Origin of the sequence: Streptomyces sp. NPDC101393, assembly GCF_044767385.1 — a bacterium.
Lineage (GTDB): Bacteria > Actinomycetota > Actinomycetes > Streptomycetales > Streptomycetaceae > Streptomyces.
Map to the genome: position 1 here is coordinate 58,483 of NZ_JBIWNU010000011.1, position 25,317 is coordinate 83,799.

Consider the following 25,317-nt stretch of genomic DNA (forward strand, 5'->3'; position numbering starts at 1 on the left):
TGTTGCCGGTCCGGCAAACGGCGTTCAAGGGGCGGGGCCAGCCAGGCGTGGGCGCACCGGACGCCACCGAGGCGGGACCGGCCGCGGCCGCTCAACCTGGGCAGTCGATCTTCGATGGCACGGACCGGCGTCTTCCGGCCGGGTGCGGGTGCCATCGACGCGGCTCGCGCACGTTCGCTACCGCCCCGCCTCGGGGCCGGCCCCTTTCCGGCCGAGTCCGCGCCGCGACAGTGCGTCAGGATCAGTCCCCGACAGCGGCGCCCAACTCCCTTCGCCCAGTGTGCGGGCGTACGGAACCGCTGGAGGGCGCAGACGTAGGGAACGCCAGTGACTTTCCGGGGCACCTACTCCGGGGGCATGGACCGGATCGCGGAGATGTCGAACTGCAGCCGGACCTTCTCGCTCACCATGGCGCCGCCCGCCTCCAGCCGCTGGTTGTAGACCAGGCCCCAGTCGGTGCGGTCGATGGTGGTGGTCGCGTCGAAGCCGGCTCGCTCGTAGCCGAAGGGGTCCACGACCGAGCCGAGGTAGTCGAGTTGCAGCTCGACCGGCCGGGTGATGTCCCGAATGGTCAGATCCCCTGTCATGCGGAAGGTCTCTGCGCCCTCGTGGACCGTGGAGGTACTACGGAACACCATCTCCGGGTAGCGGCGTGCGTCGAAGAAGTCGGTGCCTATGAGGTGTGCGTCCCTCTGTTCCACGCCCGAGTCGACGCTGGCGACCCGAATGACGATTTCAGCCCGGGACCGGGAGGGCCGGGCTCCGTCGAAGTAAAGGGCGCTGTCGTATTCGGCGAACGCACCCCGCACCGTCGTCACCATCGCGTGCCGCACGGAGAATCCGATGCGACTGTGCGGGCGGTCGATGGTCCACTGCCCGGTCAGCGCACGAAGCGCCGGGTCGAGGGCAACCCCGGCGGCCTCGCCCGCCGGGAAAGGCGTACGGAGGTCGGCATCCGGCGTCGGCTCGATGGTCGCGCTCTGGCGACGGCTGAAGATACCCATGCGTGCGTAGCCTCCCTGGAATCTGATCACTCCGTGCTATCACGGCACGGGCAGGCGCTCCACGACGAGATGGGCGACCTCGTCCGGATTGCAGGCCCCCGACTGCAAAGATGCACAGGATCGACACGAATATGGATGCACCGTCGGGCAGCCCGACCTCACCTACCGTCACCTCCCCCGCCGACGGAAAGTCGATGACGCTGAGCGCGCCCCTCCGGCATCGCTTCGCCGTGGCGCAGCCGACCCCAGGCCAACCCGGCGTCCGGAGAGGCTGCGGCACAGCGGCACCTCAGGGCCGGTGTGGGACCCGGCCCCTGAGGTGTGAGTGCTCGCTGCCCGGATGGTGTCAGTGGTGGAAGTCCGTGGAGCGGGTGACCTTCTCCCAGGACTGGAGCTCGGCGCGGGCGCGGTCGAGGTGGTCGACGATCGCGTCGGCGGCGTCATTGCCGAGCGGAAGGCGCAACGGGGGCTCGTCCGCGTCCAGAGCGGTGAGGATGGCGGCTGCGGCCTTGGCCGGGTCGCCGGCTTCCTGTCCGCTGCCCTCAGGCAGCCCGGAGCGGACCGCGCTCACGGTGTCCCGGTAGGCATCCAGGGCCGCGGACTGCTGCAGAGTTCCGGCGTCGGCGAATCCGGTACGGAACGCGCCGGGCTCGACGATCAGCACCCGGATGCCATGCGGGGCGACCTCGGCGGCGAGGGCCTCGGAGAGCCCTTCCAGGGCGAATTTGGTGGCGCAGTAGGCGCCCACTCCGGCAAAGGCGAACCGGCCGCCCATGCTGGTCAGTTGCACGATGGCGCCCGAGCCGCGGCGGCGCATGTGCGGCAGTGCAGCCCGGATGAGTGCGGTCGGGCCGAAGAAGTGCAGGTCCATCAGGTCCCGCAGTTCCGCATCGGTGGTTTCCTCGACGGCACCGGCCATGCCCCGTCCGGCGTTGTTGACCAGGACGTCGATCCGGCCGTGCCGGGCCACCGCGCCGTCGACGGCGGCTTCGATGCCCGCGATGTCGGTGACGTCCAGCGGTAGCGCCTCGACCTGGTCCGGGTGCGCGGTGACCAGGTCGTCGAGCGGCGCGGTGCGGCGCGCGGCGGCGACCACGACATCGCCCGCAGCACCGCAGCCTCGGTGATCGCCCGGCCGAACCCACTGCTCGCCCCGGTGACCAGCCACACCTTGTTCATGCTCTTCTCCCTCGTCCATTGACCGGCCCGCCGGCCTCGGCGTCCGCGTGCGAACTACCCTGCAGAGAATGTCAGTTGGCGGTCGCTGAGCTGTTGGGATTGCTGAAGGTGGGTGGGTGCCGCGCTGTTCGAGCGCGACCGCCGCGAGGTACGCCTGAGCTACGTCGGTGCGGTCCCGCGGTCCGCTCCCGGGGGCTTCGGGTGCGCGCCCTTCGACAGGGCTACTTCAGGTCGGCGAGGAGGCCGTCGAGGGCCTTGTGGAGGGCTTCGGCGTTGGCCGGGTCGAACCAGGTGGTGCGGATACGTTCGTTGTTTCCGTTCGGGGTCTCGTGGTCGGCGGCGAGTTGGTGCAGGGAGCGGGTCTCGTCGCTCAGGGCGCGGCCGACGCCCCGGAAGAGCCCGCGGATGTAGCGGTCGGCGTCGCCGGAGGCGATGCCCTGGTCGGCGGCCCATGACGTGAGCGTGGCGAGGTACCAGTAATGGGTGGTGAGCGTTCCCGTCAGCGCGGAGAAGACGTCGAAGGCCGCCTCGTCCGGGACCGGGAGTGCCCCGCCGAGGTGTTCGAAGAGGGAGTTCACCGTCGGGTGCGAGGGGTACGTCACCGTGACGGAGCGGCGTTCGCGTAGGGACGGCAACGGGATGGCCCGTACCAGCGGCGCTTCGGTGGCCAGTGTCCGGCGCAGGTCGTCGTTGGCGACGCCCGCCATCACGTTGACCACCAGCTTGTCGCCGTCCACCCGCAATCCGGCGAGTGCTTCGTGCCGGTCCTGGCGGCGTACAGCGATGATCACTATCTCCGAACGGTCCACCACCTCCTGGTTGTCGGCACAGACCTGTACGCCCTCGTAGCGCGCGGACAGCTCCGAGGCCGTGCGGGCTCCCCGGGGGGAGAGGAACACCTCTGGCGACTTGCCGCCCCCGTCACACAGGCCCGTCACGATGGCCCGACCGATCTCGCCCACTCCGATGATGCCGATGCGCTTCACTGTTCTTCCTCCATCGTGTGTGGCGGTCGCGAACCATGTTGGTTCGGATCCGGTCCGGGTTCGGGTCGGACCGCCCGGAGCGCTGCCGGGCAGGGAACCATCCCGGCCCCCACCCAGCGCCTGCGGCAGTCCGGTCTCCCCCGAGGTGTCCGTGGTGAGCAGCCCGGTCAGTCCGGTCAGCCCGACGCTTACGCCGAGTACGAACCTCACGGTCGCGGCAGCACGGTCGATGTGCGGGAGGACCGTCGCGGTGACCGTGCGCCCCAGACCCGTATACATCGCACCGATTCCCCCCGCTCATGGCATGGCTTCGTCGTCCGAGTGAGTGCCCCCTCCTCCCCGGTCATGGGGTGAGGGAGGCTCGGAGGAACCCGAGGATCTCCGCCCGCGCGGCTTCGGCCTGCGGCTCCACGCCCGGCGTGGCGAGGAACGCGTGCCGCGCTCCGGGATATTCGGAAAGCTGCACGGATGTCCCTGCGGCGCGCAGCCGTTCGGCGTAGCTACGGCCGTGATCGGCGACCGCGTCCTGGGTCGGCACCATCACGAGCGCCGGGGCCAGTCCGCTCAGGTTGTCGGCGTACAGCGGCGAGAGCGCACGAGCGTCGGTTCCTGATGGAACGGAGAGCCGCTGGAACAGGCCCAGTTGAGGCGCGGCGCGAGTGGGGCTGTACCCGTACTCGGCGATCGAGGGGTAGTCGAACATCGCCTCCGTCACGTCGACTGCAGGGTTGACCAACACCTGAGCTCTGAGCCGCAGGCCGGCTTCTCTGGCCCGGATCGCCGAAAGGGCACTGATCAACGCGCCACAGCTCTCGCCGAAGACGGCCGTACGCGCCGGGTCGATGCCCCACTGTGCGGCGTGCTGCACCACATGCTGGAGCACGTCCCAGCCGTCGTCGGCGGCTGCCGACAGCGGGGTTTCCTGGTCGAGGAGACGGTGCTCGACGGAGACGACGAGTGCGGGCAGGTGGGCGGCGAGATGGCTGTTGGCCCAGTCGCACTGCACCGCCGTGCCCACGAAGCTGCCTCCGTGCACATGGAATACGAGTGGCAGCTCGGCCCGATCATCGCCCTCGCCGTCGCGCGCGGGGGCCGGCCGGTACACCCGGACCGGAAGATCGCGGCCGGGCAGCGCCACCTCCTGCCACTCAATCGCGACGCCGGGATCCGGATCCCCGAGCATGGCCCGCGCCGCGCTAGAGGCCCGGAAGCGGTTCTCCGCGTCGCGGTAGGCGAGCAGTTCCTCGGTCGTTATCACCGAGAAGTCCGGCTCCAACGGTCGTGCCGCGGTAGTGATCTCGCGCATGTCCCCCACTCCCCTCCCGGCCGGATGCCGGGTGTCATTCCGATCGGTCATCGCCTTGCCCTCATTATGCACGCGGTGCGTGCATCAGCAAGTGCATAGGTTAAGCTGAGCCTGGACGAGAGGGGCGAGATGACTGGCCGAAGGCGATGGTCGACCGAGGAGATCCTGGACACCGCGGCAGAACTGCTGCGCACGAGCGACGCCGAGTCATTCAGTGTGCGCAAACTGGCCGCAGCGCTCGGGACCGACTCCTCCAGCCTCTACCGGCACTTCCGCAATAAGACCGAACTGCTGCGCGCGGTTGCCGACCGGATCCTGCTGGCCGCCATGGACGGCTACCGCCCCGAGGGCGACTGGAAGCAGCGGGTCACCGCCCTGGCCCTGCGCCTGCGCGAGGCCTTCGGCGAGCAACCCCAACTCGCCGCGGTGTGGGGACGCTATGCGTCCGGCGGCACCGGATCCCGTTTGGTCATGGAGGAACTGCTGCAGGCCTTGCGCGCGTCCGGCCTGCCCGACAAGGAGGTCCCGGCGCGATACCACCGCATCGTGATTCTCCTCGCCGCGCTGATCGCCTCCGATGCCGGAATCAGCGCCGTCACCCCGAAGGAATACGAACAGGGCATGGAGCTGTTCCGCGTCGCGGTGCTCGGCGCCGACCCCGAGCACTTCCCCGCCCTGGCCCACTTCGCCCGCGACGTCCGCCCCCTCGGAGCGGACCGCCGCGCCGCGTTCGAGGAGATCCTCGCCGCCCAACTCGCCCACATCGAGGCCCAGATCCCCTGACGCGCCGGATTGCAGTGCGAAGCGGCCCGTTGTCGACGGGGCGGGCTCCGGTCGGGACACGGGGCGCCTGAAGCTGCGGTCCGCTGCGACCCGTCCTCGCCGATATCCGTCCCATCTCCGCTGTGCGGGTCGCACAGCTGCCGCAGGGCCGGCATCGGAGGCCGGGCCCAGGAGTAGCGGCCAAGGAAGTTGACGGTCCCGACTGAAGCCGCATCTGCCGAAGTCCGCTCAGGGCAGCGGCTGTTGGAATAGCCACCAATGCCGTCAGAAAGCTCGGCAGGCGAGGTCAGGCGGAGAAGCCGACTGAACGGGAGCGACGCGAGCCACCAAGAACCAACCCTGCGAGAAGGGATGCAGCGATGACCTTGCACACCGATGTGGCCGAGCTGCTCGCGGGGGCCGGCATCCTGGACGTGAATGTCGACGATGCCGTCGCGGACGAGCACGTCCGATCGTCCGCGTACCGACGCGTCATCTCGGTGACCGCTTCTTCGCGGAGTCGCGATCGAGACCGTGCGATCGTGGCCACGATCCTGCGCGACCCCCACGAGATCTCGTCCAAGACGGCGGTGGTCGCGCTCGTGGACAGCATCGCGATGAAGGTGACCGGTCCTGCCGAGTTCCGGCAGTGGTCCGCCGAACTACTGCCAGAGACCGACCAGTTCAAGACGGAGCAGTTCCGCCAGTTCATCCGCCGCCGCATCCACGACTGGCTGTTCTACCTGTCCGTCACGGACGGTCACGTGCCGACACCGGCCGAGTTGGCGAAGGTCACGGACTGGATGCAGCGCCTCCTCGCCGAGGAGTCGACGTCGCCGGCGGTACTCGCCCTGCTCGCCGAGTCAGCCGGCAGGAAGAAGACACGAAACATCGCGAAGAACCGAGCCGGAAGCAGCAAGCTGAGAACGACATGAGTCGGTAGTGGCAAGGGCAGACGCGCCGACTGAATGAGTGGGATCCGATCGGCGTCGCCGAGGACGTGCGGGACCAGTACGACTGCATGCTCGCCCCTTTGCTTCAGCGACTCCGTAGCGGTGCCAACCAGACGGAGATCGGTGAGTTTCTGCGAGACGAGCTGCAGGATCATTTCGGACTCGATCCACTCGGCCTGCGACCCGAAGCGATGGCCACCCGAGTGATCATCTGGTGGTCCGCTGCCGGCAGGCCCGATGGCGATGGCACCGGCAGCGCGTAGCCGCTCCTCCAGATCGCCTGATGGCTGGTCAAGGTGCGCCGTTGACTGACGGTCATGGACCGTCTTCCACGGGCCGAACCGTTCGGGCAGGTCACGCCACCGCACGCCGGTTCGCACGGTGGAGAATCCCGTCGATCACCTGCCGGTGGTCCCGCACCGTCCACAACGCCGGTTGCTGACCGGCGGGAACGGCCGCAGCCGTTCCCACTCGGCATCTGTCAGATCACCCCGCCCCGTGTCGGCAGCAACGAGCCCACCGGCCGACAGGCGGTGAGCTGCCGGACAGGCCCCAGCGTGCGGGCCTACTTCGCCGGGTTCGTCAGCTCCGTGCCGAAGCGGCCCTTCGTCGCCGGGGAACCGAGGTCACTCGGGTTGATGAGTGACGAGTCCTTGGCGCTCAGCCCGTCGGTGCCCGCGTACAGCAGGGCCGCCGCGCCGACGCCCTCGGTGCGGTTCGGGATGCCCACGGCCAGGTCCGCCTTGCCGTCACCGTTGTAGTCGGCCGGCGAGACGGACGTACCGAACTTGTCGTTGCCTTCCATGGAGCCAGGGACACCCTCGGTGTCGAGTGAGAAGGTCTGCGCCCCCTCGTCGGTCAGCCAGTTCTCGGTGCCCTTGAGCACGTTGATGGCACCGGCGTCGTTATAGCCCCCGGGCGCCTCTGCGCCGGTGTTGCTGACCACCAGGTCGTCGTGGCCGTCGCCGTCGAAGTCGGCGAGCCGGATGGCCTCGCCCTCCTGCGCCTTGCCCTTCCAGTCCACCGGCTTGTCGGAGTCGAGCCCGTCGGCGGTGCCGGGGTAAGTGCGCAGCTTCTGCTCCTGCGGACCGTCCGAGAAGCCCGTGTCCGTGACGACGTCATCCTTCCCGTCGCCGTTGATGTCGCCGACCACGGGGCGGTACTGCGCGAACGGCAGCGGGATGTCCTTGCCCAGCGGCGTGCTCTTCAGGCCCTCGGCTGATCCGGGCAGTACGCCGAGCGTGCCCTCGTCGGAAGGCGAGTCCTCGGAGGCGACGGTGACGAGGTCGGTGTAGCCGTCCCCGTTGATGTCGCCGGAGGCCAGGTGCTCGACGCTGACGCCGCCGCCGGGCGGGGTGACGCTGGTCATCTTCGGGGTCGCGGTCTCCCGCAGGTTCTTCGCGCCCTTGACGAGCTGTACCGTCACGCCGTCGGAGATGGCGAGGTCGCTGAGGCCGTCCTTGTTGTGGTCGCCCACGGCTATCTGGTCGCCGAAGTGCGCGTTGGCGACGACCTTCGGCGCGTGGAAGGCGATGGCGTCGCCGGACAGACCGCTCGCGGAGCCGAAGACGATCGTGACGGAACCGGCCTGCGTGGTGCTGCCGATGGCCTCGTTGTTCGCGGCGACGACCAGGTCGGCGTAACCGTCCCCGTCCACGTCGCCACGCACCACGGCCGAGCCGAAGCCGTCCTTGGCCTCCGGGGTGCCGGGCACGCCCGCGCTGCCCTGCGTCAGCGTGCTGTGCCGCTTGGTGTCGACGCCGCCCTTGGCGCCGTAAGTCACGCCCACATAGCCCGCCTTGGACTTCCCGGAGACGGTGCCCTCGGGCGCTCCCACGCCGAGGTCGGCGTGGCCGTCGCCGTCGAGGTCGCCCTCGGTGGCCTTGCCCCGCTCGGCGGCATTCGCGGAGGGCTGGTCCTGGCCCCGCCCGTTGCCGTCCGTCGCTGCTGCCATGGCCCCACCGGCCACGGCCGCGACCACGGCGGCGCCCACAGCGCCGGCCACCATGCTTCTGGTTCGGTTGCGCACAAATCCTCCAACGGGTAACGCATCGGTCGCCCCTCGGATCCGCCCCCTGAGTTGTGGGCCCGGTGGGACGGAAGGGGTTGCAGATATAGACAGAAACGAAAGCGGGATGGTTGCAGAATAAACAGAAAAAAACTCGGTCCACCACATGCGCGCAGCGCACGGCAACCCCGTTCCGGGGCACCGCACTTGGCGCCCTGCCATCCGCCCCTCGGTTCCCTCCGCCATGCGGCCCGGCGAAGGGTCGACCAACGAGTGGTCGACCAGCGTTCCGGTGACGCTCAACCGCCTGCCCCGGCGACCGGTCTTCGGCTGATGCGGTACGAGTCGTGCCCACTCATCGTTCATCAGACCGCCCCGGCCAGACCCCGGGCCCCGCCTCACGAACAGGACGGGGCCCGGGGACCGGGGCGAGACGGTCACATGACCCGCCGGACAGAACTAGTCGCCGGTCGTGCCGTCGAGCATCTCGCGCAGGATGTCCAGGTGGCCGTTGTGGCGGGCCGTCTCCTCGGTGAGGTGAAGAAGGATCCAGCGCAGGTCGACATGGAGACCGTCGCGGACGGCTCGCTGGGCCTGCTTGTCCAGGCCGTTTCCGGCGACCAGTTCACGGTAGTGCGCGCTCTGTTCGGCGTATTCGTCGAGCAACTGCCTGAGCGGGAAGTCGGCGGCGATACGCATCTCGCGGTCAGGGTCCTCGTCGGTCCAGGGGCCCCGGTCCTCCTCGCCGAGGAAGACCACTTGGAACCAGTAGTACTCGACCCAGCGGAGGTGGTTGATTACTCCGCTCATGGTCATCAGCGGTGAGCCCGGCAGGAGCGCCTTGTGGGCGTTCTCCGCTGAGACGCCCTCGCACTTGGCGCGGGCGGTGTCACGTGTGTAGTCGAGAAACGTGGTGAGCTGCGTGCGCTCGTCCCACGCGGGCGGCGTGTCGTCGATTCTGGTCATCGCGCGAAGCGTCCCCGATCACCACGACCGAAGTCGAGGCATTTAACGACGGGCCCACCCCGCCCTACCCAGCTCCTTGTCCGGCGGGCCGCTACAGCGTTCGGCGCCGGTGGCCACCCTGCATGATCCGCCGGACAGGCCCTGGTTCAGAGGAGCCTGCATTCAATGCCCGATCCCCGGTGCCCGGTGCCCAGTGCCCCGAGTCGATGGCCGGGGACGCCTGCCGCGATGGACAAACCGTCGGCCGCCAAAGGGAGAGCCAATCCTTGAACTGCAAGGCGTTGGCACGACTGGCGGTTCGCGTGACGGAAGCTAACCGATGTCGGGCTCGGACCGTACCTCGATCGGGCCCCCTGTCCGCTCCATTTCCAGGACGACGAGCTCGTTCTGCCCCCGCCGCCACAGGTGGCTCGGCGCGTACAGAGTGACCTGCGGCCCGAGGGACCAGTACCGGCCGAGCGCGAACCCGTTGAGCCACACCATGCCCTTGTCCCAGCCGGGGAAGGCGAGGAAGCCATCAGCGGGGGTGTCGACATGGACCTGCGTCCGGTGGAACGCGGGACCGGTCGGCGTGTCTCCGCTGCCGAACTTCAGGGCCGAGAGGTTGTCGAGAGGCAGCCGGCGGATCTCCCAGTCGCTCAGTTCCTGGTCGTCGAGGAGAACCTTGCCGCTGATTCCCTTGGGGTCATTGAGTCCCTGGCCGAAGTTGATCCGGCCGGTGGGATCGACAAGGAGGTCGAGGGTGCCGGCCGCGCCGGCCACGGTGAAGTCGACGGTGTGCTCCGGCTGGTTGCGGTCGAAGGTGCCGACGCGCTCACCGTCGCCGAACACCAGCGCACGGTCGCCCAGGCCCGTGACCTTCAGCTGCTTGGTCCCCTGCGGCCCACTCACCCGGGTGCGGTAATGGATCAGCCCGTGCGGCTGCCCGAGGGCCTCCATGTGGACGGGAGCGGTACGCCGCACCGGAGTGCTCAGCACATCGAGCGCCTCCATCAAGGGCACCGACTCACGGACAGCGACGCTCTGCGCCGGCATACGGCGCGGCGTGGCCGGCAGGGGTGTGCTCGGCACGGTGGTGTACTTGGCCAGCACCTCACGCACCTTGTGGAATTTCTCGGTGAGTTCTCCGGATTCGCTGATCGGAGAGTCGTAGTCGTAGCTGGTGACGGTGGGCTGGTAGTGGCTGCCGCTCAGGTTGGCACCCGCGGACCAACCGAAGTTCGATCCGCCCACCGCCATATAGAAGTTGATGGAGCCGCCCGCTTCGAGGAGCTTCTCGACATCGGCGGCGGTCTGTGCCGGGTCGGTGGTGTGGTGGGCCTCTCCCCAGTGGTCGAACCAGCCGTCCCAGAACTCCGTGCAGAACAGGGGCTTGCCCGGCTGGAATTTGCGCAGCTCCGCGAAGGGCCCGGTGGGGTCCCCGGCGAAGTTGACGGTGGACAGCAGGTCGGGAAGGCTGCCGGCCTCCAACATTTCCTGAGTGGCCCCGTTGGAGCAGAACAGCAGGCTGTCCACGCCCTGCGCCCTCATGGTGTCCCGCAGATGCTCCAGGTGCGCATGGTCGTCGTCGTAGCTGCCGTACTCGTTCTCGACCTGCATGGCGATGATGGGGCCGCCGCGTGTGGCCTGCAGATCGACGAACCGGGGCAGCAGTTCGGCGAACCAGGTGTCAACCGCCCGCTCGTAGGCGGGGTCGGAGCGGCGCAGTGGCGCGTCCTTGTCCTTGAGGAGCCAGGCCGGCAGGCCGCCGAAGTCCCATTCCGCGCAGATGTACGGCCCCGGCCGCACGATCACCTTGAGCCCGACCTCGTCCGCGGTGCGTACGAAGGCGGTGACATCGCGCCATCCGGTGAAGTCGGCTTCCCCCTCGTACGGTTGGTGGAAGTTCCATGCGACGTAGGTTTCCACCGTGTTCAGGCCCATGGCCCGCATCCGGAGCAAGCGGTCGCGCCAGTCCTTGGGATGCGTCCGGAAGTAGTGGAAGGCACCCGCGAGGATCCGGAACGGCTTGCCGTCCAGCAGGAATTCGTCCCCGCTGATGGTCAGCCCCCGTGGGCTCTCGGCCTGGGCGAGGGTCATCCGGCCACTCCCCAGGGCGACACCCGCGGTCGCGGCTCCCACCACGGCCGCGCTCAGAAATCTACGCCGGTTGAAATGCGTCATGTCTGCTCTCCTCGACTCGACCGACCGTCATTCAAGGTTCGAAGATGTTCAGTGGTGCGCGTTTCTGTGCATAGCGGAGTGTTGTATAGAACAGAATCGAGCACAAGGGGCCGTGAGCGAGGGCAACGAACCAGGCGGCGGGGACGGGGACATACGGGACGCCGGGCACGCTGGGGCAGTAGTAGCGCGCGCAGATGCGGCAGCCCAGACCGACCGGAGTCGCGTCGGGTCGGAGGCGGAGGCCGTCGGGTCGACGGGTTCTCGGCTTGCCGCCGCCGCGTTCTCGGCATGCCCAACTCGCCGCCGTTGGAGTCGGATAAGGCCCGCCGCATGGCCCGCGAAGCCGTGTGCTCGCCCTCCTCGATGAAGGGAGAAGGGGGTCTCACCGTCGGCTTCCCCCGAGCCCCGTGACGACGGTGTGCCCGAAGGCCCCGGACCACACGGTCCGGGGCCCTCATGCGCATATCGGTGTCAGCCGAGTTGGACCGGGACCACGATCATCTCGGCGATGTTCACATTGGCCGGTGCCGTGACGGCGAAGGCGACGGACTCGGCGATGTCCTCGGCGGACAGGGGCCGCATGGCGGTACGCATCCCTGCCAGGGCGGTACGCATGTCGCTGTTGAGCATGTCATCGCCCAGCTCGGTGGCCGTGACGCCGGGTTCGATGTTGTGCACCCGTACGTTGCGCGGTCCGAGTTCAACGCGAAGGTTGCGGGTCAGGTGGGCCACCGCGGCCTTGGTGGCGCAGTAGACAGACCAGTTGGGGTAGAGACTGTGGCCGCCGATGGAACCGATGTGCACGAGGTCGGCCGGGCCGTTCTCGGCCGCGGCGAGCAGGTCGTCGACGAAGGCGCGGCCGGTGTGCAGCAGCCCGCGCAGATTGACGTCGAGCATGCGGTCCCACTCGGCGGTGTCGGCGGTTTCGAAGGGCGCGCCCAACATCGCGCCGGCATTGGCCACGACGAGGTCCACCGTGCCGAGCCCGGAGTGCACGGATGCCACCGCCCGGGAGAGTGCCTGAGGATCGGCGAGGTCCACAGCCACCGGCAGGATCTGTCCGGAACCGGCGGAACGCAGTTCGTCGGCCAGTTCCGCGAGCCTGTGCTCGCGGCGGCCCATCAGGGCGACGTCGGCGCCGCCGAGGGCCAGCTGTCGGGCGACGGCGGCGCCGATGCCACTGGTGGCCCCGGTCACCACAGCCACCCGCCCGGCGAGCGGATGAGCGGAAGCGGAATTCGTGGATACGGCCGAGGCCGGTGCAGAAGAGAAGGTCATGGCCCCACCTTGGGGGGCTCCGACGGGCCCTTCCAGGCAGCATGTGACCCGGGTGCCCTCAGTCTAGGAGTGGCACGCCCCCTCGGCAGGTGCGCTCACTCAAGCCCTGGCAGCCCCTCCGCGCCTGGCGCAGTCATGAGCCCCGCGGTGGTGGGCAGCGGACCGGGAACACTGCACCGCGGGTCCCTGGACGGACTCACCCGGCTCGCCAGCCTGCACGTCCCTGGCTGACGAACCACCCGGCTCGGGGCGGGTGGTTCGTCAGCGGTCACCCGTGCGAGAACCCGCGGCGAGGAGGAAGCCCGAGCACCCGGTCTACCCCTGCATGCCGCCTGTTCCGGTACCCGGTACCCGGCCCCCTGTTCCCGACGGCTCGACGTCGGCTCAGGCCTCGGCGAGGAGGCCTTCGCGCAGGGTGGCGTAGGCACCGGAGAGCAGGCGCGAGACGTGCATCTGGGACAGGCCCAACTCCTTGCCGATCTCGGACTGCGTCATCTCCGCACCGAAACGGAGTTCCAGCAGAGTGCGCTCACGATCGTCGAGCTGCGCCAGGTGCGGCTTGAGGGCCTGCAGATCCTCGGCCAGGGCAAGGGCGGGATCCTCGTCGCCGATCAGGTCCGCGACGAGCCCGGTCTGCTGCTTGCCGCCACCGCCGGCCTCGATGGGGCGGTCGATGGAGCCGGCGTCATAGCCGTTGCAGGCCACCAAGCCCTCGATCACCTCGTCCTCCCCCAGCTCCAGGTGCGCCGCGTAGTCGGCGACGGACGGCTCAGGGATGCCGCGTCCTTCCAGCTCTTCGCGGGCGCGTGCGAGGTCCACGCGCAGCTCCTGGAGCCGGCGTGGGACGTGCACGGACCAGGTGGTGTCGCGGAAGAAGCGCTTGATCTCCCCGGTGATGTAGGGGATGGCGAAGGTGGTGAACTCGTTCTCCAGCAGCACATCGAAGCGGTCGATGGCCTTGATCAGACCGATCGTGCCGACCTGCAGGAGGTCTTCCATCTCCTGCCCGCGGCTACGGAAACGGCGCGCCACATAGCGCACCAGCGACAGGTTCATCTCGATGAGCGTGTTGCGCGCGTACTGGTACTCCGCGGTGCCTTCCTCCAGCACCGACAGGCGCTCGAAGAACAGCTTCGACAACCGGCGCGCATCCTGCGGCGCGACACGGTGCGTCTCCTCCATCAGCGGCAACGAAGAATCCGAAGCCCCAGGCGCTGCACCCGCGCCCGAGCGGGTCACCGATATGTGATCCTTCGTCGCTGCCGTCGCCATGACTGCTCCTCCCTGTTTTCCCGTCAGGCCGTCACACGCCGCCTAACCTCATGGCCCCTCGCAAAACATCTTCCATGAGACAACAATGTCCGCGAGGCAACGACGGTGACGGACCGCCCCACCCCACCGCGTCGTGAACCTCCACCGCCGGATCATCTCCACACCCGACACGGCAAGCCGCCCAGGCGCCGAAGCGGGGTGGCCGGCCACCGGCGGGCCCCCACCGGCGCCCCGCATCAGGCCCTTATGACGGAGCGTCAGGCAACCGGCAGGTCAGCGACCCGGGCCGGTCAGCGGGTGCTGCGCTCGGTGGGGTGTCCCCCGGTGTTCTGCGCGGCTGCCTCGCCGCCGGACCCCAACACCAGTGCCGGTACGGCTGGTTCGGGCAGGGTACGGAACAGCAGCCAGCTCAGGGCGGGCATCACGATCAGGGGCATCAGGGCCGTACGCAGCGAGGTGGCGTCGGCGATAGCGCCGACGACGGGACTGGCCAGGCCGCCGATGCTGACCGTGAGGCCGAGGGTGATCCCACTGGCCGTTCCCACGCGCGCGGGCAGGTAGTCCTGGGCGAGCGTGACCTGCAGCGAGAACGGGACGTACAGGCCTATCGAGGTCAGCGCCACGAACAGGTAGATCGCCGGGCCGGGCACGAACACGACGCCGGCAACGGCCACGACCGCGAGCAGGTAGGACGTGCTGACCACCGTGACCCGGTCCCAGCGGTGCGCGAGATTACTGCCGACGACCGTGCCGACGGCACCGCCGAGATAGAGCACGAAGAGCGCGGCCGTCCCCGCCGCCGTACCCCCGCCCGTCCGTTCCCGGACGTGGAAGGCGACGAAGGTACTCATCCCGACGAAGGCGATCGACCGGCACACCACCGCCAGCGACAACCGCAGGAACGACCTCCAGTCGTTCCGCCTCTCCACGGCCCCCTTGCCGCCATCGGCGGACGGCGCCCTGTCCAGCGCCCGCAGCACCGGCAACGTCAGCACGCTGCCGACCAGCGCGGGCAGGATCAGCAGCGGGGCGAACCGCAGCCCACCCGCGGCGATCACGACAGTGACCAGGAGAGGAGCCATCGCGAAACCGACGTTGCCGCCCAGGGAGAACCAGCCCATGGAGCTGTGGCTGCCCTTGCTGGCGACCCGCGCGACCCGCGCGGACTCCGGGTGGTACGCGGCGACCCCGATGCCGGACAGCGCCACGGCGGACAGCGTCAGCGCGTACGAGCCGATGACCCCGCTCAGGGCCACGCCGAGCCCGGCCAGGACCGTGCTCACCGGAAGCAGCCAGGGGACGGAGCGCCGGTCGGTGAGCGCGCCGAAGAGGGGCTGCACGACCGAGGACAGGAGACTGGCGGCGAGGACGAGGCCCGAGGCCGCGGCATAGGTGTAGGCGCGCTCGGCGACGAAGAACGGGACCAGGGCGGCCACGGCGCCCTGATAGACGTCCACACAGGCATGTCCGACCGACAGCAGAATGAGTGACCTGTTCCTTGGCATGGCGCCATGGTCGTCCGTGGCCGCCATGTCGCACTTCCGATATTCTGCCAACCAATGAGGAATGCCCGCCATCAGTCGTTGGCCCCGACCAGCGCCCGCCGGCTGGCCCCGGGCACAGGGATCGACGCCCACCGGCACGACGACCACCAGCTCGTCTACGCGGGCCGGGGCGTGCTCGCCATCACCACCGACGCCGGTTCGTGGACGGCCCCGGCCACCCGGGCGATCTGGGTGCCGGCCGGCACCGTGCACTCCCACCGGGCACACGGCGAGCTAGAACTGCACCTGATCGGCCTCCCTGCCCACACCAACCCGCTCGGCCTCGACAAGCCCACCGTGCTGACGGTCAGCCCGCTGCTGAGGGAATTGATCCTCGCCTGCACCCGCGATCCTGCAGATGGCAGCCCGGAACACCGGCGCCTGCGCGCCGTCCTGTGCGACCAACTGCGCGTCTCACCCCAGCAGCCCCTGCACGTGCCCACGCCGACGTCGCCCCAACTCCAGGCACTGTGCGAGATCCTGCACGCCGACCCGGCCGACAATCGCACCCTGGCCGCCTTGGGCAGACAGGTCGGTGCCAGCGACCGCACCCTGTCACGACTGTTCAAGGCCGACCTCGGCATGACCTTCCCGCAGTGGCGCACCCAACTGCGGCTCTCCCAGGCCTTGGTGCTGCTCACCGAGGACATGCCGGTGACGGTGGTGGCGCATCGGTGCGGCTGGTCCTCGGCGAGCGCGTTCATCGACGTCTTCCGCCGCGCCTTCGGCCACACACCGGGCCGCGCCACGGACGGTGGACGGAACGGGTAGCGGCGGCCCGTCAGTCCGCCAGGGCGACGGCAAGTGGCGCGTCGCGCTCCGGGACGGCGGGGCAGAGCACAACGCCCTCGGCTCGGAGGCGGAGCCCCCATCCGCGGTTCACCTGCGACGAGGGGCCCAGAGAATGCCGATGCGGCACTCCAGCGCCGAGCCGTGAGCTGTTCGGGGGCGGTTCGGGGCCGTTCCCGGCATTGCGCCTCTTCGGTTGCAGCCTCTCGCGGTTTGCTGTCGTGGTGCGGGGGAGGTTCTCCGCCCGCTCGCGTACGCGGTCGCACCGTCAAGGAGACCGCCGAGGACACAGCCGGGAACGGGGCCCAGGATGCATCACGACAAGCTCGGGATTTACCTGAATGACCACTTGGCCGGCGCCACGCTCGGCATCGGGCTTGCGCAGCGCATCGCCCACCAGCACCGCCACTCGGCGCGCAGCTCCGACCTGCGGCGCATCCACGAAGAGATCGCTCAGGACCGGCACAGCCTGCTCGACATCATGGCTGCCCTCGGCGTCCCGGCACGCCGCTACAAGGTCTACGGGGGCTGGGCGGCCGAGAGGCTGAGGCGCCTGAAACCCAACGGCGCTCTGTACCGGCGCTCCGGGCTCAGCACGTTGATCGAGCTGGAGACCCTGCGGCTGGGAGTCGAGGGCAAGAGCTTGATCTGGCGCACGCTGCTCGTCGTGGCCGCAAGGGAACCGCGCCTGGACGAGTCCCACCTGCGCACTCTGCTGGACCGGGCGCGGGGCCAGAGCGACACACTCGAAACGCTGCGCATCGCGGCAGCAACGGCGGTCTTCTCCCCTCGGCAGGGTATGTAGCCTCGGGCCGTCCAAGGTGGCATCGGCGAAGAGGCAAGGTCCCGGTCCTGCGCTTGTCCCGCCACCTCCCTCACCCAGCCCCGCACGTAGGCCGTGCGGCCCCTTGCTGCCCTACCGCCCGGCGGGCCGTCACCCCTTCGGGTACGGTCGAAGGAAACGGCGGCTCCGGGGCGTTCGACGGCGGAGACCGAGCAGGGCAGCGGACGCGGCCGGAGGTGGGTACGGCCTGCCCAGCGGCAGAGCCATCCACCCCGTTGGACGCGGGTCACCGGCGCGGCCATTCCGTCGCTCGAAACGAAGGCCACGTCTGAGGCCTGATGCGGCTCCCGCACCCTCCGGGCCGTGGCCGTGGGTTCCGTGCCGGGTTGCGGCAGGGGCGCGACGGATGCGCGAACCGACGAGATGCCTTCTCCGAATCGCTGCCGGAGCAGGGCCTTCTCCAGCCGGCTCACTGAAGTCCGCTCCGGCTCCAGCCGACACACTGACCGGCCCAGCGACCTCGCCCACATCGCCCCGACGAGAGGGGAAACAGTCATGCAGATCGCGTTCCTGGTAGCGCCCGAGGGCGTCGAGCAAGTCGAACTGACCGATCCCTGGAAGGCAGTCCTCGACGCCGGCGGCACCCCGCACCTGGTCTCCACCGCGGCCGGCACCATCCAGGCCTTCGACCACCTCGACAAGGCCGACACCTTCGAAGTGGACCGCACCCTCGACCAGGCCCGCGTGGCCGACTACGACGGTCTGGTGCTTCCCGGTGGCGTCGCCAACCCGGACGCGTTGCGGGCCGATGAAGGTGCGGTGGCTTTCGCCAAGGGCTTCTTCGACGCCGGAAAGCCCGTCGCAGCCATCTGCCACGCCCCGTGGACCCTCGTCGAAGCCGACGTGCTGCGCGGTCGCACCCTCACCTCCTGGCCCAGCCTGCAGACCGATATCCGTAACGCGGGCGGCACCTGGGTCGACGAACAGGTGAAGGTCTGCACAGCCGGCCCCAACACCTTGATCACCAGTCGCAGGCCGGATGACCTGGCCGCGTTCTGCAGCACCTTCATCGACGAGTTCGGCCGGTAGGCGATCGATCCTGATCCCGGCCGGCACGAACCGGCCGTCTTCACTGGACCGCACCGGAATCAGGCGCGGAAGGACGCGCAGGAAGCGAAGGAGAAGATGCCATGAAGGCACTGACCTGGCACGGGAAACGCGACGTCCGCATCGACACAGTGCCCGACCCGAAGATCCAGGAGCCGACCGACATCATCGTGCGGGTCACCTCCACCGGCATCTGCGGTTCCGACCTGCACCTCTACGAGGTCCTCGGCCCCTACCTCGACCCGGGGGACATCCTGGGCCACGAACCGATGGGCATCGTCGAGGAAGTGGGGCCGCAGGTCACGGCGCTTTCGGTCGGCGACCGCGTCGTGATTCCGTTCAACGTCTCCTGCGGCACCTGCTGGATGTGCGCGCAGGGGCTGCACTCGCAGTGCGAGACCACGCAGGTCAAGGAGCGCGGAACGGGCGCTTCGCTCTTCGGCTTCTCCAAACTGTACGGCCAAGTACCGGGCGGACAGGCTGAGTTGCTGCGTGTGCCCTTCGGCAACACCCTTCCGATCAAGGTCCCGCACGGCGCCCCGGACCAGCGCTACGTCTACCTCTCCGACGTCTTGCCCACCGCCTGGCAATCCGTCGCCTACGCCGACATCCCGCCGGGCGGCACCGTCACCGTCCTCGGGCTCGGCCCCATCGGCGACATGGCCACCCGCATCGCCCTCCACAAGGGCGCGAGCACCGTCATCGGCGTCGACCTGGTACCCGAGCGCCTGGCCCGGGCGCGCAGCCGGGGCGTGCACACCCTGGACCTGAACGAGCACGGCAAGGACGTCGGCGACGAGATCCGCCGGCTCACCGACGGCCGCGGCACCGATGCCGTCATCGAGGCCGTCGGCATGGAGGCACACGGCGCCCCCGCCACCAGGGCAGTCCAGAACTTCGTCGGCCTGCTGCCCGACACCGTGAGCCAGAAGGTGATGGGCCGGGCCGGTCTGGACAGCATGGTGGCCTTCAACACGGCGGTCGACGCCGTCCGCCGAGGCGGCACCATCTCCGTCATCGGCGTCTACGGAGGTGCCATCGACCCCGTGCCGATGCTCACCCTTTTCGACAAGCAGATCCAGCTGCGCATGGGCCAGGCCAACGTCAAGCACTGGGTGGACGACATCCTTCCGCTGCTCAACGAAGAAGACGTCCTCGGCGTCGACAGTTTCGCCACGCACACCCTGCCGCTCGCCGACGGGCCGCAGGCCTACAAGACCTTCCAGGCCAAGCAGGACGGCATGATCAAGACCGTGCTGACCCCCTGAGCGGGGAGGGGTGATCAACTCGGTATCGCGGCATCCATTTCCCCAACCCCGCTGAGCGCCGACGTGCCCAGAAGCCGGTCAGCTTGAAGGCCCGAAGCGACACGGCTCAGTGCAGAATGCTCACCGCCCGAGCGATCACCAGAAGCGACGTCAGCAGCGCGGAAATGCTCTGCACACTCATCAGGAGCTTCACACGGGTCGACAGCGGCATGGTGTCGGTCGGACTGAAAGCCGTCGAGTTGGTCACGGACACGTACAGGTAGTCCATCAGGTCGGGCACCCAGTCCGACTTGCCGCTGGAACCGTCCGAGACTTCCTGGACCGCGTCGTCGTTCTCGTCCTGGGAGAAGCGAAAGTCGGCCAGCGGCAGATCGGCGCGCGGGACCTGGGTGCGGCTGACCGGGCCCCCGCGGTCCAGCTCCCAGTAGGCGAGGCCGAAGGCGATGACGTTGGTGAACCAGACCTGCAAGGCAGCTACCAGCAGCGATCGCCCGTCCTTCACACCGGAGTAGAGCAACTCGTGGACCAGGATGACCAAGGCGACCAGGTTGCTCGCCGCGATGATCAACACGAGCGTCAGCGACAGGATGCGGGAGGTCCTGGTCTCGCGGGTCAGCCGTCGGGGGTTGACCGCGATCAGCGGAATGAGCAGCAGCAGCTCCAGCGCCGGCAGCACATAGCGCGGCGTGATCAACAACTGCTGCGGCAGGGCCAGGTAGAGCACGACCGCAGTCAGCGTCGCGCACACTCCGGGCAGCCGGGCCTCTCCACGCCTCTCGTGCCGGGGATGCCCGGTGCGTGCCTCAGCGCGGCTTCGTGACAAGGCTTCCCACCTCTTTCGTCGCGTGCTCCATCGCCCCACCGACCTGACCACACGTCACCGGGTCGCGCGGCCGTGGCTCGTACGGTTTCACGGATGATGCGGTCGAGCCCGGATCGCGCCGCCTCCGCGCGCGGGCTTCCTGCAGGTGGGTGCCCCGAAGAGTCCTGCGAAACGAAAGGGACCAGGCCGCGGCCCCCGGCCACTACCGTTGGCGCGACGTCATCCGGAGCGGCGATCGTCATGAACGGCGCATTGTGGGGTACACGACGGCAATGGCAATGGTCCACCGTAGCGTCGCCGAAGAGGCCCCGGTCGCCGCAGCGTCTGAAGGTCCCTCGTGGGCAGGGTGTGTCTACCTCGGGCTGGCAGCACTGGCCGGTGCTCAACTGCTGGCGGCCGTACTGCAGGCGGGTGACGGTGAGCCCGCCCTCCTCCCCAGCATGGTCGGCGTGTTCGCTTTCCCCGCGCTGGCCGTCGTTTCCTTCCTCCGGGCTCGCAGGAGTCGTGCCCGCACCGCCCTGGCATCTCGAACGCGACACTCCGGCCCTCGGCCGGCGGCCTGAAGCCGTTTCCTGGATCTCGGATGCCGCGTCCGGGCACGGCGCGGTCCGCCCCGGCCCGCGCCAGCCGGCGAGCAGGTGGAGAGCCCGTCGTCGAGCGCCCGCAGCTCAGGGCTGTCCGGATGGTCCGGGATGACGGTGCGGATCTTCGCGAGGCCACCCTGGCTCCCTGGGACGACCGGACGACGCCCTCATTGCGCTCCGGTCGCCGCACCGGGCCGTGCGAGCGACGATGGGCTGGTGTGCCGTGCCGCGTCGCACCGAGCCGCGTCGTGCCGTGCCGGACCGCGAATCGTGGGTGCCACAACACGGTCCCCGGGCACCCGGGCCTGGAGTCAGCAAATGCGGAGGGACGACCCATGGGAACCAAGAATCCGGGGCGCGCCAACGGAACCGTGACACAGCAGCTGATCGAGGCACACCTGCTGTCCGGCCGGATGGAGCCGGGCGAGGAGATCGCGCTGCGCGTGGACCAGACGCTCACCCAGGACGCCACCGGGACGCTGGTGATGCAGGAGCTGGAGGCGCTGGGCCTCGACAGGGTATGTACCGAGGTCAGCGTCCAGTACGTCGACCACAACATCCTGCAGACCGACGAGCGCAACGCCGAGGACCACACCTTCCTCCGGTCGGCGGCCCGCCGCTTCGGGGTCTGGTACTCGAAACCGGGCAACGGCGTCTCGCACCCCACGCATATGCAGCACTTCGGCATTCCCGGAAAGACGCTGGCGGGCTCCGACTCGCACACCTGCGCCGGTGGATCGCTGGGCATGCTGGCCCTGGGCACCGGCGGCCTGGAGGTGGCCCTCGCCATGGCCGGGCGGCCCCTGCACGTCACCATGCCGCACATCTGGGGCATCCGGCTGACCGGTGCACCACCGCCGTGGGTCAGCGCCAAGGACGTGATCCTGGAGATGCTGCGCCGCCATGGCGTACGCGGCGGCGTCCACCGCGTCCTGGAATACCACGGACCGGGCCTGGCCTCTCTGACGGCCATGGACCGCCATGTCATCGCCAACATGGGCGCCGAACTCGGCGCCACCGCCACGGTCTTCCCGTCGGACGACGCGGTGCACCGCTTCCTGCGCTCCGTCGGACGCGGCGACGACTTCACCGAACTCCTCCCCGACCCCGGAGCGGTCTACGACCTGACGGAGGAGATCGACCTGTCCACCCTCCAGCCGCTGATCGCCCGCCCCACCTCGCCCGGCAATGTCGTCCCCGTCAGCGAAGTGGCCGGTGAGCCGGTCGGGCAGGCGGTGATCGGTTCGTCGGCCAATCCGGGACTACGGGACTTCGCCGTGTCGGCCGCGATGGTCAAGGGCCGGCAGACCGCCGCCGGCGTCAGCCTCGACATCAACCCCTCATCCCGCGAGATCCTGCAGGACATGACCCGGTCAGGTGCCACCTTCGACCTGATCGCGGCAGGCGCCCGGGTGCACCAGTCGGGCTGCCTGGGGTGCATCGGCATGGGGCAGGCCCCGGCGGCCGGGCGCAATTCGCTGCGGACGTTCCCCCGTAACTTCCCCGGCCGTTCCGGCACCGAGGACGACGCGGTGTGGCTGTGCTCCCCGGAAACCGCGGCAGCCTCGGCGCTCACCGGCGTCATCACCGATCCGCGGGACTGGGCCGCCCGGTACGAGGTCACGCCGCCCGATCTGCGCCTGCCGGAACGGGTGGCCGTCAACGACGCGATGCTGGAGGCTCCGCTGCCGCCCGCGGAGGCCTCGCGGGTCGGCCTGGAGCGCGGCCCCAACATCTCCGTACTGCCGGACTTCGACGCGCTGCCGGACACCGTCGAGGGCCCGGTGCTGCTCAAGGCCGGTGACAACGTCTCCACCGACGAGATCTCCCCGGCCGGCGCGAGGGCGCTGCCCTACCGGTCCAACATCCCCAAGCTGTCCGACTTCACCTTCACCCGGATCGACGCCACCTACCCGCAGCGGGCAGCCGACGTGGGCAGCGGTGGCCACTTCGTCGTCGCCGGCGAGAACTACGGCCAGGGGTCGTCACGTGAGCATGCCGCGATCACCCCGCGCCACCTCGGTCTGCGGGCAGTGATCGCCAAGTCCTACGCCCGTATCCACTGGCAGAACCTCGCCAACTTCGGTGTCCTGGCGCTGGAGTTCGACGACCCGGACGACCTCGACCGGATCCGCGCCGACGACCGTCTTCGCCTGTCCGGACTGCACACCGCCCTCGCGCCGGACGCGGCCGCGGCCGCGGCACTGTACGTCACCAACACCACCAGGGACGAGGAGTACGCCGTCCACCACAGCCTCTCCCAACGGCAGCGCACCGCGGTGCTGGCCGGCGGCATCATCCCCGCCCTGACACGCGAGGACCCGGGGCGGGGGTGACGTACACCGCGCGGTGACCCAGCCGCGTGGATGTCTGCCATGGTCGCCCAGCGCCGTCGCGATGACGGGACCGGGCTTGGCAGGCTCCAGGATCTCCGGCATCACCGCCACTCCCCCATGGAGCAGGCACAGGTCCCGGTGGGCCGCGCGAGCCGGGCCGGCCGCGGGAGCGGTTCGGCTGTCGGGGTGGTCATCGGCGACCGGTCGTGCCGCTCCGGCAGGGGTGCGGGGCGGACCAGCACGATGGGCAGCGCTGCGCCTCCGTGATCAGCACGGCGGCAGTATCCCCGGGAGCGCTCCGTGACCGCCCAGGCGTCTTACCCCGATACACCTCCGGCGCACTACGACGACCTGCGCGCCCTCGTGTTCAACTGCACCCTCAAACGGTCGCCGGAGCCGAGCAACACCCAGGGGCTCATCGATCGCAGCGTGGGCATCATGGAAGCCCAGGGGGTCCACGTGGATGTCGTACGGGCCGTCGACCACGACATCGCCACGGGCGTCTGGCCGGACATGACCGAACACGGCTGGCAGACGGACGTCTGGCCGCAGTTGTACGCACAGGTCATGGCCGCCGACATCTTGGTGCTGGCCGGCCCCATCTGGCTGGGTGACAACAGCTCCGTGACCAAGCGGGTGATCGAACGCCTCTATGCCTGCTCCAGCCTTCTCAACGACTCAGGTCAGTACGCCTATTACGGGCGAGTCGGCGGCTGTCTGATCACGGGCAACGAGGACGGCGTCAAGCACTGCGCCATGAATGTCCTCTACAGCCTCCAGCACCTCGGCTACACCATCCCCCCGCAGGCCGACGCCGGCTGGATCGGCGAAGCCGGGCCCGGCCCCTCCTACCTCGACCCCGGCTCGGGCGGTCCCGAGAACGACTTCACCAACCGCAACACCACCTTCATGACCTGGAATCTGCTGCACCTGGCCAGGATGCTCAAGGACGCCGGCGGCATCCCCGCATACGGCAACCAGCGCACCGCCTGGGACGCCGGCTGCCGCCACGACTACGAGAACCCCGAACACCGCTGATGACCTGAGGGAGAAATGCATCGCTGGGCGGTGTGATGGCCGCACGGTGCGATGGGTGCGATGGGAGGCGATTCGTCCTGGGACCTCCTGGAGGCGGGTGTGGTGGGGAAGGGACCGGCTGCGGACGAGTGCTGCTGATTCTGCGCTGCCCAGGAGGTAGCTGACCAAGAGGGAGAGAAGGCAGTTCCATGACCGCTTGGCTGTCCGTCGTCTTCGCGCTGCTCGCGGCGCTCAGCAATGCGCTGGCGACGGTGTTGCAGCGGCGCGCCGCGCGTACGCTGCCGGTCTCGGCCAAGTTGCGCCTCGGCCTGCTCGTCGATCTGCTGCATCGGGTCGTGTGGCTGGGCGGCATGCTCGCTGTCATCGCCGCAGCCTGCTTCCAGGCGCTGGCGTTGTCGCAGGGCGCGCTGTCCGTGGTGCAGCCCCTCTTCATCCTCGAACTTCCGCTCGCCCTGCTCATCGGGCGGGTGCTGCTGGGCGGAAGCGTGTCGCGCCGTGGTTGGGTCGGCGTGGGGCTGATCGTCGTCGGGCTGGGCTCGGCGCTGACGGCTGCCGCGCCCACCGTCGGCAACGACCATGCGCCGATCAGTCGTTGGGTGCCCGCGCTCGTCGTGTGCGCGGTGGTGATCGCGGCGGTGGTCGGTGCGGCGCTGCGCCGAGGGGCCGGGGGCATGCGGGCGGCCTGCTTCGGTGCGGCGACGGCGATCGCCTATGCGCTCACCGCGGCCCTGATGAAGGATGCCACCTACGCCTGGCAGGTCGGAGGCCCCGCCGGATTCTTCCTCTCCTGGCAGACGTACGGCTTCGCGCTCGTCGGCGTCCTGGCACTCTTCCTCCTGGAGAACGCCATGCAGTCGGGCCCGCTGACCGCCTCGCAGCCGGTCCTCACCCTCGGGGACGCGCTGGTGAGCCTGTCCTTGGGCATCACCCTGTACGACGAGCGTGTACGGGCCGGCTGGTGGCTGCTCATCGAGGGCGCGGGGGTGGGGCTGATCCTGTGGGGCGCCGTACTGCTCTCTCGTGTCGCACTGGCCCGGGACCTGGTGGGCGAGGAGAGCGCAGCTCCCACCGAGGAACGTACGGCCGGACCACACCCTGACCCCGGGGAAATGTGAGTGGTCGTCACCGAAGCGTCATGATGCGGCCTGGCAGACACCTGCGGGCACG

General features: G+C 69.3%; 19 protein-coding genes and 2 pseudogenes. 9 read left to right on the top strand and 12 right to left on the bottom strand.

Going from position 1 to position 25,317, the window contains the following annotated elements; genetic code table 11:
* Nucleotides 1-344: 344 nt before the first annotated feature.
* The 4 genes and pseudogenes from ACIRQ7_RS30850 to ACIRQ7_RS30865 form a co-directional block, all read right to left on the bottom strand.
* Nucleotides 345-1,004: a YceI family protein gene (locus tag ACIRQ7_RS30850; protein WP_404265905.1), complete on the bottom strand. Its 660-nt coding sequence runs from the start codon at nucleotides 1,002-1,004 to the stop codon at nucleotides 345-347.
* Nucleotides 1,005-1,350: 346 nt separating this feature from the next.
* A pseudogene (locus tag ACIRQ7_RS30855) lies at nucleotides 1,351-2,183 on the bottom strand (oxidoreductase).
* A 221-nt stretch (nucleotides 2,184-2,404) separates the two neighbouring features.
* The gene (locus ACIRQ7_RS30860) at nucleotides 2,405-3,169 is read right to left on the bottom strand and encodes an NAD(P)-binding domain-containing protein (protein ID WP_404265906.1); all 765 of its coding nucleotides are present in this window, start codon (nucleotides 3,167-3,169) and stop codon (nucleotides 2,405-2,407) included.
* Between the two features lie 343 nt (nucleotides 3,170-3,512).
* Complete coding sequence (locus tag ACIRQ7_RS30865) at nucleotides 3,513-4,475, bottom strand: alpha/beta hydrolase (protein ID WP_404265907.1); 963 nt, start codon at nucleotides 4,473-4,475, stop codon at nucleotides 3,513-3,515.
* Nucleotides 4,476-4,604: 129 nt separating this feature from the next.
* Here ACIRQ7_RS30865 and ACIRQ7_RS30870 point away from each other — a divergent pair, with 129 nt between their 5' ends.
* Nucleotides 4,605-5,258, top strand: a complete 654-nt coding sequence (locus ACIRQ7_RS30870) for a TetR/AcrR family transcriptional regulator (RefSeq protein ID WP_404265908.1) — start codon at nucleotides 4,605-4,607, stop codon at nucleotides 5,256-5,258.
* Nucleotides 5,259-5,617: 359 nt separating this feature from the next.
* Nucleotides 5,618-6,172: a hypothetical protein gene (locus ACIRQ7_RS30875; protein WP_404265909.1), complete on the top strand. Its 555-nt coding sequence runs from the start codon at nucleotides 5,618-5,620 to the stop codon at nucleotides 6,170-6,172.
* A gap of 329 nt (nucleotides 6,173-6,501) precedes the next feature.
* On the opposite strand, the pseudogene ACIRQ7_RS30880 reads toward ACIRQ7_RS30875, so the two are convergent.
* From ACIRQ7_RS30880 to ACIRQ7_RS30910, 7 genes and pseudogenes are all read right to left on the bottom strand, one after another.
* Nucleotides 6,502-6,720 (bottom strand): annotated as a pseudogene (locus ACIRQ7_RS30880) (transposase); the annotation flags it as partial.
* Between the two features lie 35 nt (nucleotides 6,721-6,755).
* Nucleotides 6,756-8,144 (bottom strand): FG-GAP-like repeat-containing protein, encoded by a 1,389-nt coding sequence (locus ACIRQ7_RS30885; RefSeq protein ID WP_404265910.1) that lies wholly within the window; start codon nucleotides 8,142-8,144, stop codon nucleotides 6,756-6,758.
* 513 nt (nucleotides 8,145-8,657) lie between these two features.
* Nucleotides 8,658-9,164 (bottom strand): DinB family protein, encoded by a 507-nt coding sequence (locus ACIRQ7_RS30890; protein ID WP_404265911.1) that lies wholly within the window; start codon nucleotides 9,162-9,164, stop codon nucleotides 8,658-8,660.
* Between the two features lie 312 nt (nucleotides 9,165-9,476).
* A complete protein-coding gene (locus tag ACIRQ7_RS30895; RefSeq protein ID WP_404265912.1) occupies nucleotides 9,477-11,327 on the bottom strand; it encodes a beta-galactosidase family protein in 1,851 nt (616 codons plus the stop codon).
* Between the two features lie 471 nt (nucleotides 11,328-11,798).
* Nucleotides 11,799-12,605 (bottom strand): SDR family oxidoreductase, encoded by an 807-nt coding sequence (locus ACIRQ7_RS30900; protein WP_404265913.1) that lies wholly within the window; start codon nucleotides 12,603-12,605, stop codon nucleotides 11,799-11,801.
* Between the two features lie 384 nt (nucleotides 12,606-12,989).
* Nucleotides 12,990-13,877, bottom strand: coding sequence for a SigB/SigF/SigG family RNA polymerase sigma factor (locus ACIRQ7_RS30905; protein WP_404265914.1), 888 nt, complete (start codon nucleotides 13,875-13,877; stop codon nucleotides 12,990-12,992).
* 290 nt (nucleotides 13,878-14,167) lie between these two features.
* Complete coding sequence (locus ACIRQ7_RS30910; RefSeq protein ID WP_404265915.1) at nucleotides 14,168-15,382, bottom strand: MFS transporter; 1,215 nt, start codon at nucleotides 15,380-15,382, stop codon at nucleotides 14,168-14,170.
* 54 nt (nucleotides 15,383-15,436) lie between these two features.
* Here ACIRQ7_RS30910 and ACIRQ7_RS30915 point away from each other — a divergent pair, with 54 nt between their 5' ends.
* The 4 genes from ACIRQ7_RS30915 (at nucleotide 15,437) to ACIRQ7_RS30930 (ending at nucleotide 19,369) form a co-directional block, all read left to right on the top strand.
* The gene (locus ACIRQ7_RS30915; protein ID WP_404265916.1) at nucleotides 15,437-16,192 is read left to right on the top strand and encodes an AraC family transcriptional regulator; all 756 of its coding nucleotides are present in this window, start codon (nucleotides 15,437-15,439) and stop codon (nucleotides 16,190-16,192) included.
* Between the two features lie 328 nt (nucleotides 16,193-16,520).
* Nucleotides 16,521-17,015, top strand: coding sequence for a hypothetical protein (locus ACIRQ7_RS30920; RefSeq protein WP_404265917.1), 495 nt, complete (start codon nucleotides 16,521-16,523; stop codon nucleotides 17,013-17,015).
* Between the two features lie 534 nt (nucleotides 17,016-17,549).
* Nucleotides 17,550-18,083: a type 1 glutamine amidotransferase domain-containing protein gene (locus ACIRQ7_RS30925; RefSeq protein ID WP_404265918.1), complete on the top strand. Its 534-nt coding sequence runs from the start codon at nucleotides 17,550-17,552 to the stop codon at nucleotides 18,081-18,083.
* A 101-nt stretch (nucleotides 18,084-18,184) separates the two neighbouring features.
* Nucleotides 18,185-19,369, top strand: a complete 1,185-nt coding sequence (locus ACIRQ7_RS30930; protein ID WP_404265919.1) for a zinc-dependent alcohol dehydrogenase — start codon at nucleotides 18,185-18,187, stop codon at nucleotides 19,367-19,369.
* A gap of 106 nt (nucleotides 19,370-19,475) precedes the next feature.
* Here the strand turns inward: ACIRQ7_RS30930 and ACIRQ7_RS30935 are convergent, their stop codons facing one another.
* Nucleotides 19,476-20,093, bottom strand: a complete 618-nt coding sequence (locus ACIRQ7_RS30935) for a hypothetical protein (RefSeq protein WP_403676264.1) — start codon at nucleotides 20,091-20,093, stop codon at nucleotides 19,476-19,478.
* 1,018 nt (nucleotides 20,094-21,111) lie between these two features.
* Between ACIRQ7_RS30935 and ACIRQ7_RS30940 the strand changes: the two genes are divergently transcribed.
* The 3 genes from ACIRQ7_RS30940 (at nucleotide 21,112) to ACIRQ7_RS30950 (ending at nucleotide 25,265) form a co-directional block, all read left to right on the top strand.
* Complete coding sequence (locus tag ACIRQ7_RS30940; RefSeq protein ID WP_404265920.1) at nucleotides 21,112-23,112, top strand: aconitate hydratase; 2,001 nt, start codon at nucleotides 21,112-21,114, stop codon at nucleotides 23,110-23,112.
* Between the two features lie 300 nt (nucleotides 23,113-23,412).
* The gene (locus ACIRQ7_RS30945; RefSeq protein WP_404265921.1) at nucleotides 23,413-24,150 is read left to right on the top strand and encodes a flavodoxin family protein; all 738 of its coding nucleotides are present in this window, start codon (nucleotides 23,413-23,415) and stop codon (nucleotides 24,148-24,150) included.
* A 188-nt stretch (nucleotides 24,151-24,338) separates the two neighbouring features.
* Complete coding sequence (locus tag ACIRQ7_RS30950) at nucleotides 24,339-25,265, top strand: DMT family transporter (RefSeq protein WP_404265922.1); 927 nt, start codon at nucleotides 24,339-24,341, stop codon at nucleotides 25,263-25,265.
* The last annotated feature ends 52 nt before the right edge of the window (nucleotides 25,266-25,317 follow it).

Bases quoted from the DNA above. Each gene is read 5' to 3' on its own strand.
- ACIRQ7_RS30850 (WP_404265905.1), bottom strand. From the start codon at position 1,004: ATGGGTATCTTCAGCCGTCGCCAGAGCGCGACCATCGAGCCGACGCCG.
- ACIRQ7_RS30865 (WP_404265907.1), bottom strand. From the start codon at position 4,475: ATGCGCGAGATCACTACCGCGGCACGACCGTTGGAGCCGGACTTCTCG.
- ACIRQ7_RS30870 (WP_404265908.1), top strand. From the start codon at position 4,605: ATGACTGGCCGAAGGCGATGGTCGACCGAGGAGATCCTGGACACCGCG.
- ACIRQ7_RS30875 (WP_404265909.1), top strand. From the start codon at position 5,618: ATGACCTTGCACACCGATGTGGCCGAGCTGCTCGCGGGGGCCGGCATC.
- ACIRQ7_RS30885 (WP_404265910.1), bottom strand. From the start codon at position 8,144: ATGGCAGCAGCGACGGACGGCAACGGGCGGGGCCAGGACCAGCCCTCC.
- ACIRQ7_RS30890 (WP_404265911.1), bottom strand. From the start codon at position 9,164: ATGACCAGAATCGACGACACGCCGCCCGCGTGGGACGAGCGCACGCAG.
- ACIRQ7_RS30895 (WP_404265912.1), bottom strand. From the start codon at position 11,327: ATGACGCATTTCAACCGGCGTAGATTTCTGAGCGCGGCCGTGGTGGGA.
- ACIRQ7_RS30900 (WP_404265913.1), bottom strand. From the start codon at position 12,605: ATGACCTTCTCTTCTGCACCGGCCTCGGCCGTATCCACGAATTCCGCT.
- ACIRQ7_RS30905 (WP_404265914.1), bottom strand. From the start codon at position 13,877: ATGGCGACGGCAGCGACGAAGGATCACATATCGGTGACCCGCTCGGGC.
- ACIRQ7_RS30910 (WP_404265915.1), bottom strand. From the start codon at position 15,382: ATGCCAAGGAACAGGTCACTCATTCTGCTGTCGGTCGGACATGCCTGT.
- ACIRQ7_RS30915 (WP_404265916.1), top strand. From the start codon at position 15,437: ATGAGGAATGCCCGCCATCAGTCGTTGGCCCCGACCAGCGCCCGCCGG.
- ACIRQ7_RS30920 (WP_404265917.1), top strand. From the start codon at position 16,521: ATGCATCACGACAAGCTCGGGATTTACCTGAATGACCACTTGGCCGGC.
- ACIRQ7_RS30925 (WP_404265918.1), top strand. From the start codon at position 17,550: ATGCAGATCGCGTTCCTGGTAGCGCCCGAGGGCGTCGAGCAAGTCGAA.
- ACIRQ7_RS30930 (WP_404265919.1), top strand. From the start codon at position 18,185: ATGAAGGCACTGACCTGGCACGGGAAACGCGACGTCCGCATCGACACA.
- ACIRQ7_RS30940 (WP_404265920.1), top strand. From the start codon at position 21,112: ATGGGAACCAAGAATCCGGGGCGCGCCAACGGAACCGTGACACAGCAG.
- ACIRQ7_RS30950 (WP_404265922.1), top strand. From the start codon at position 24,339: ATGACCGCTTGGCTGTCCGTCGTCTTCGCGCTGCTCGCGGCGCTCAGC.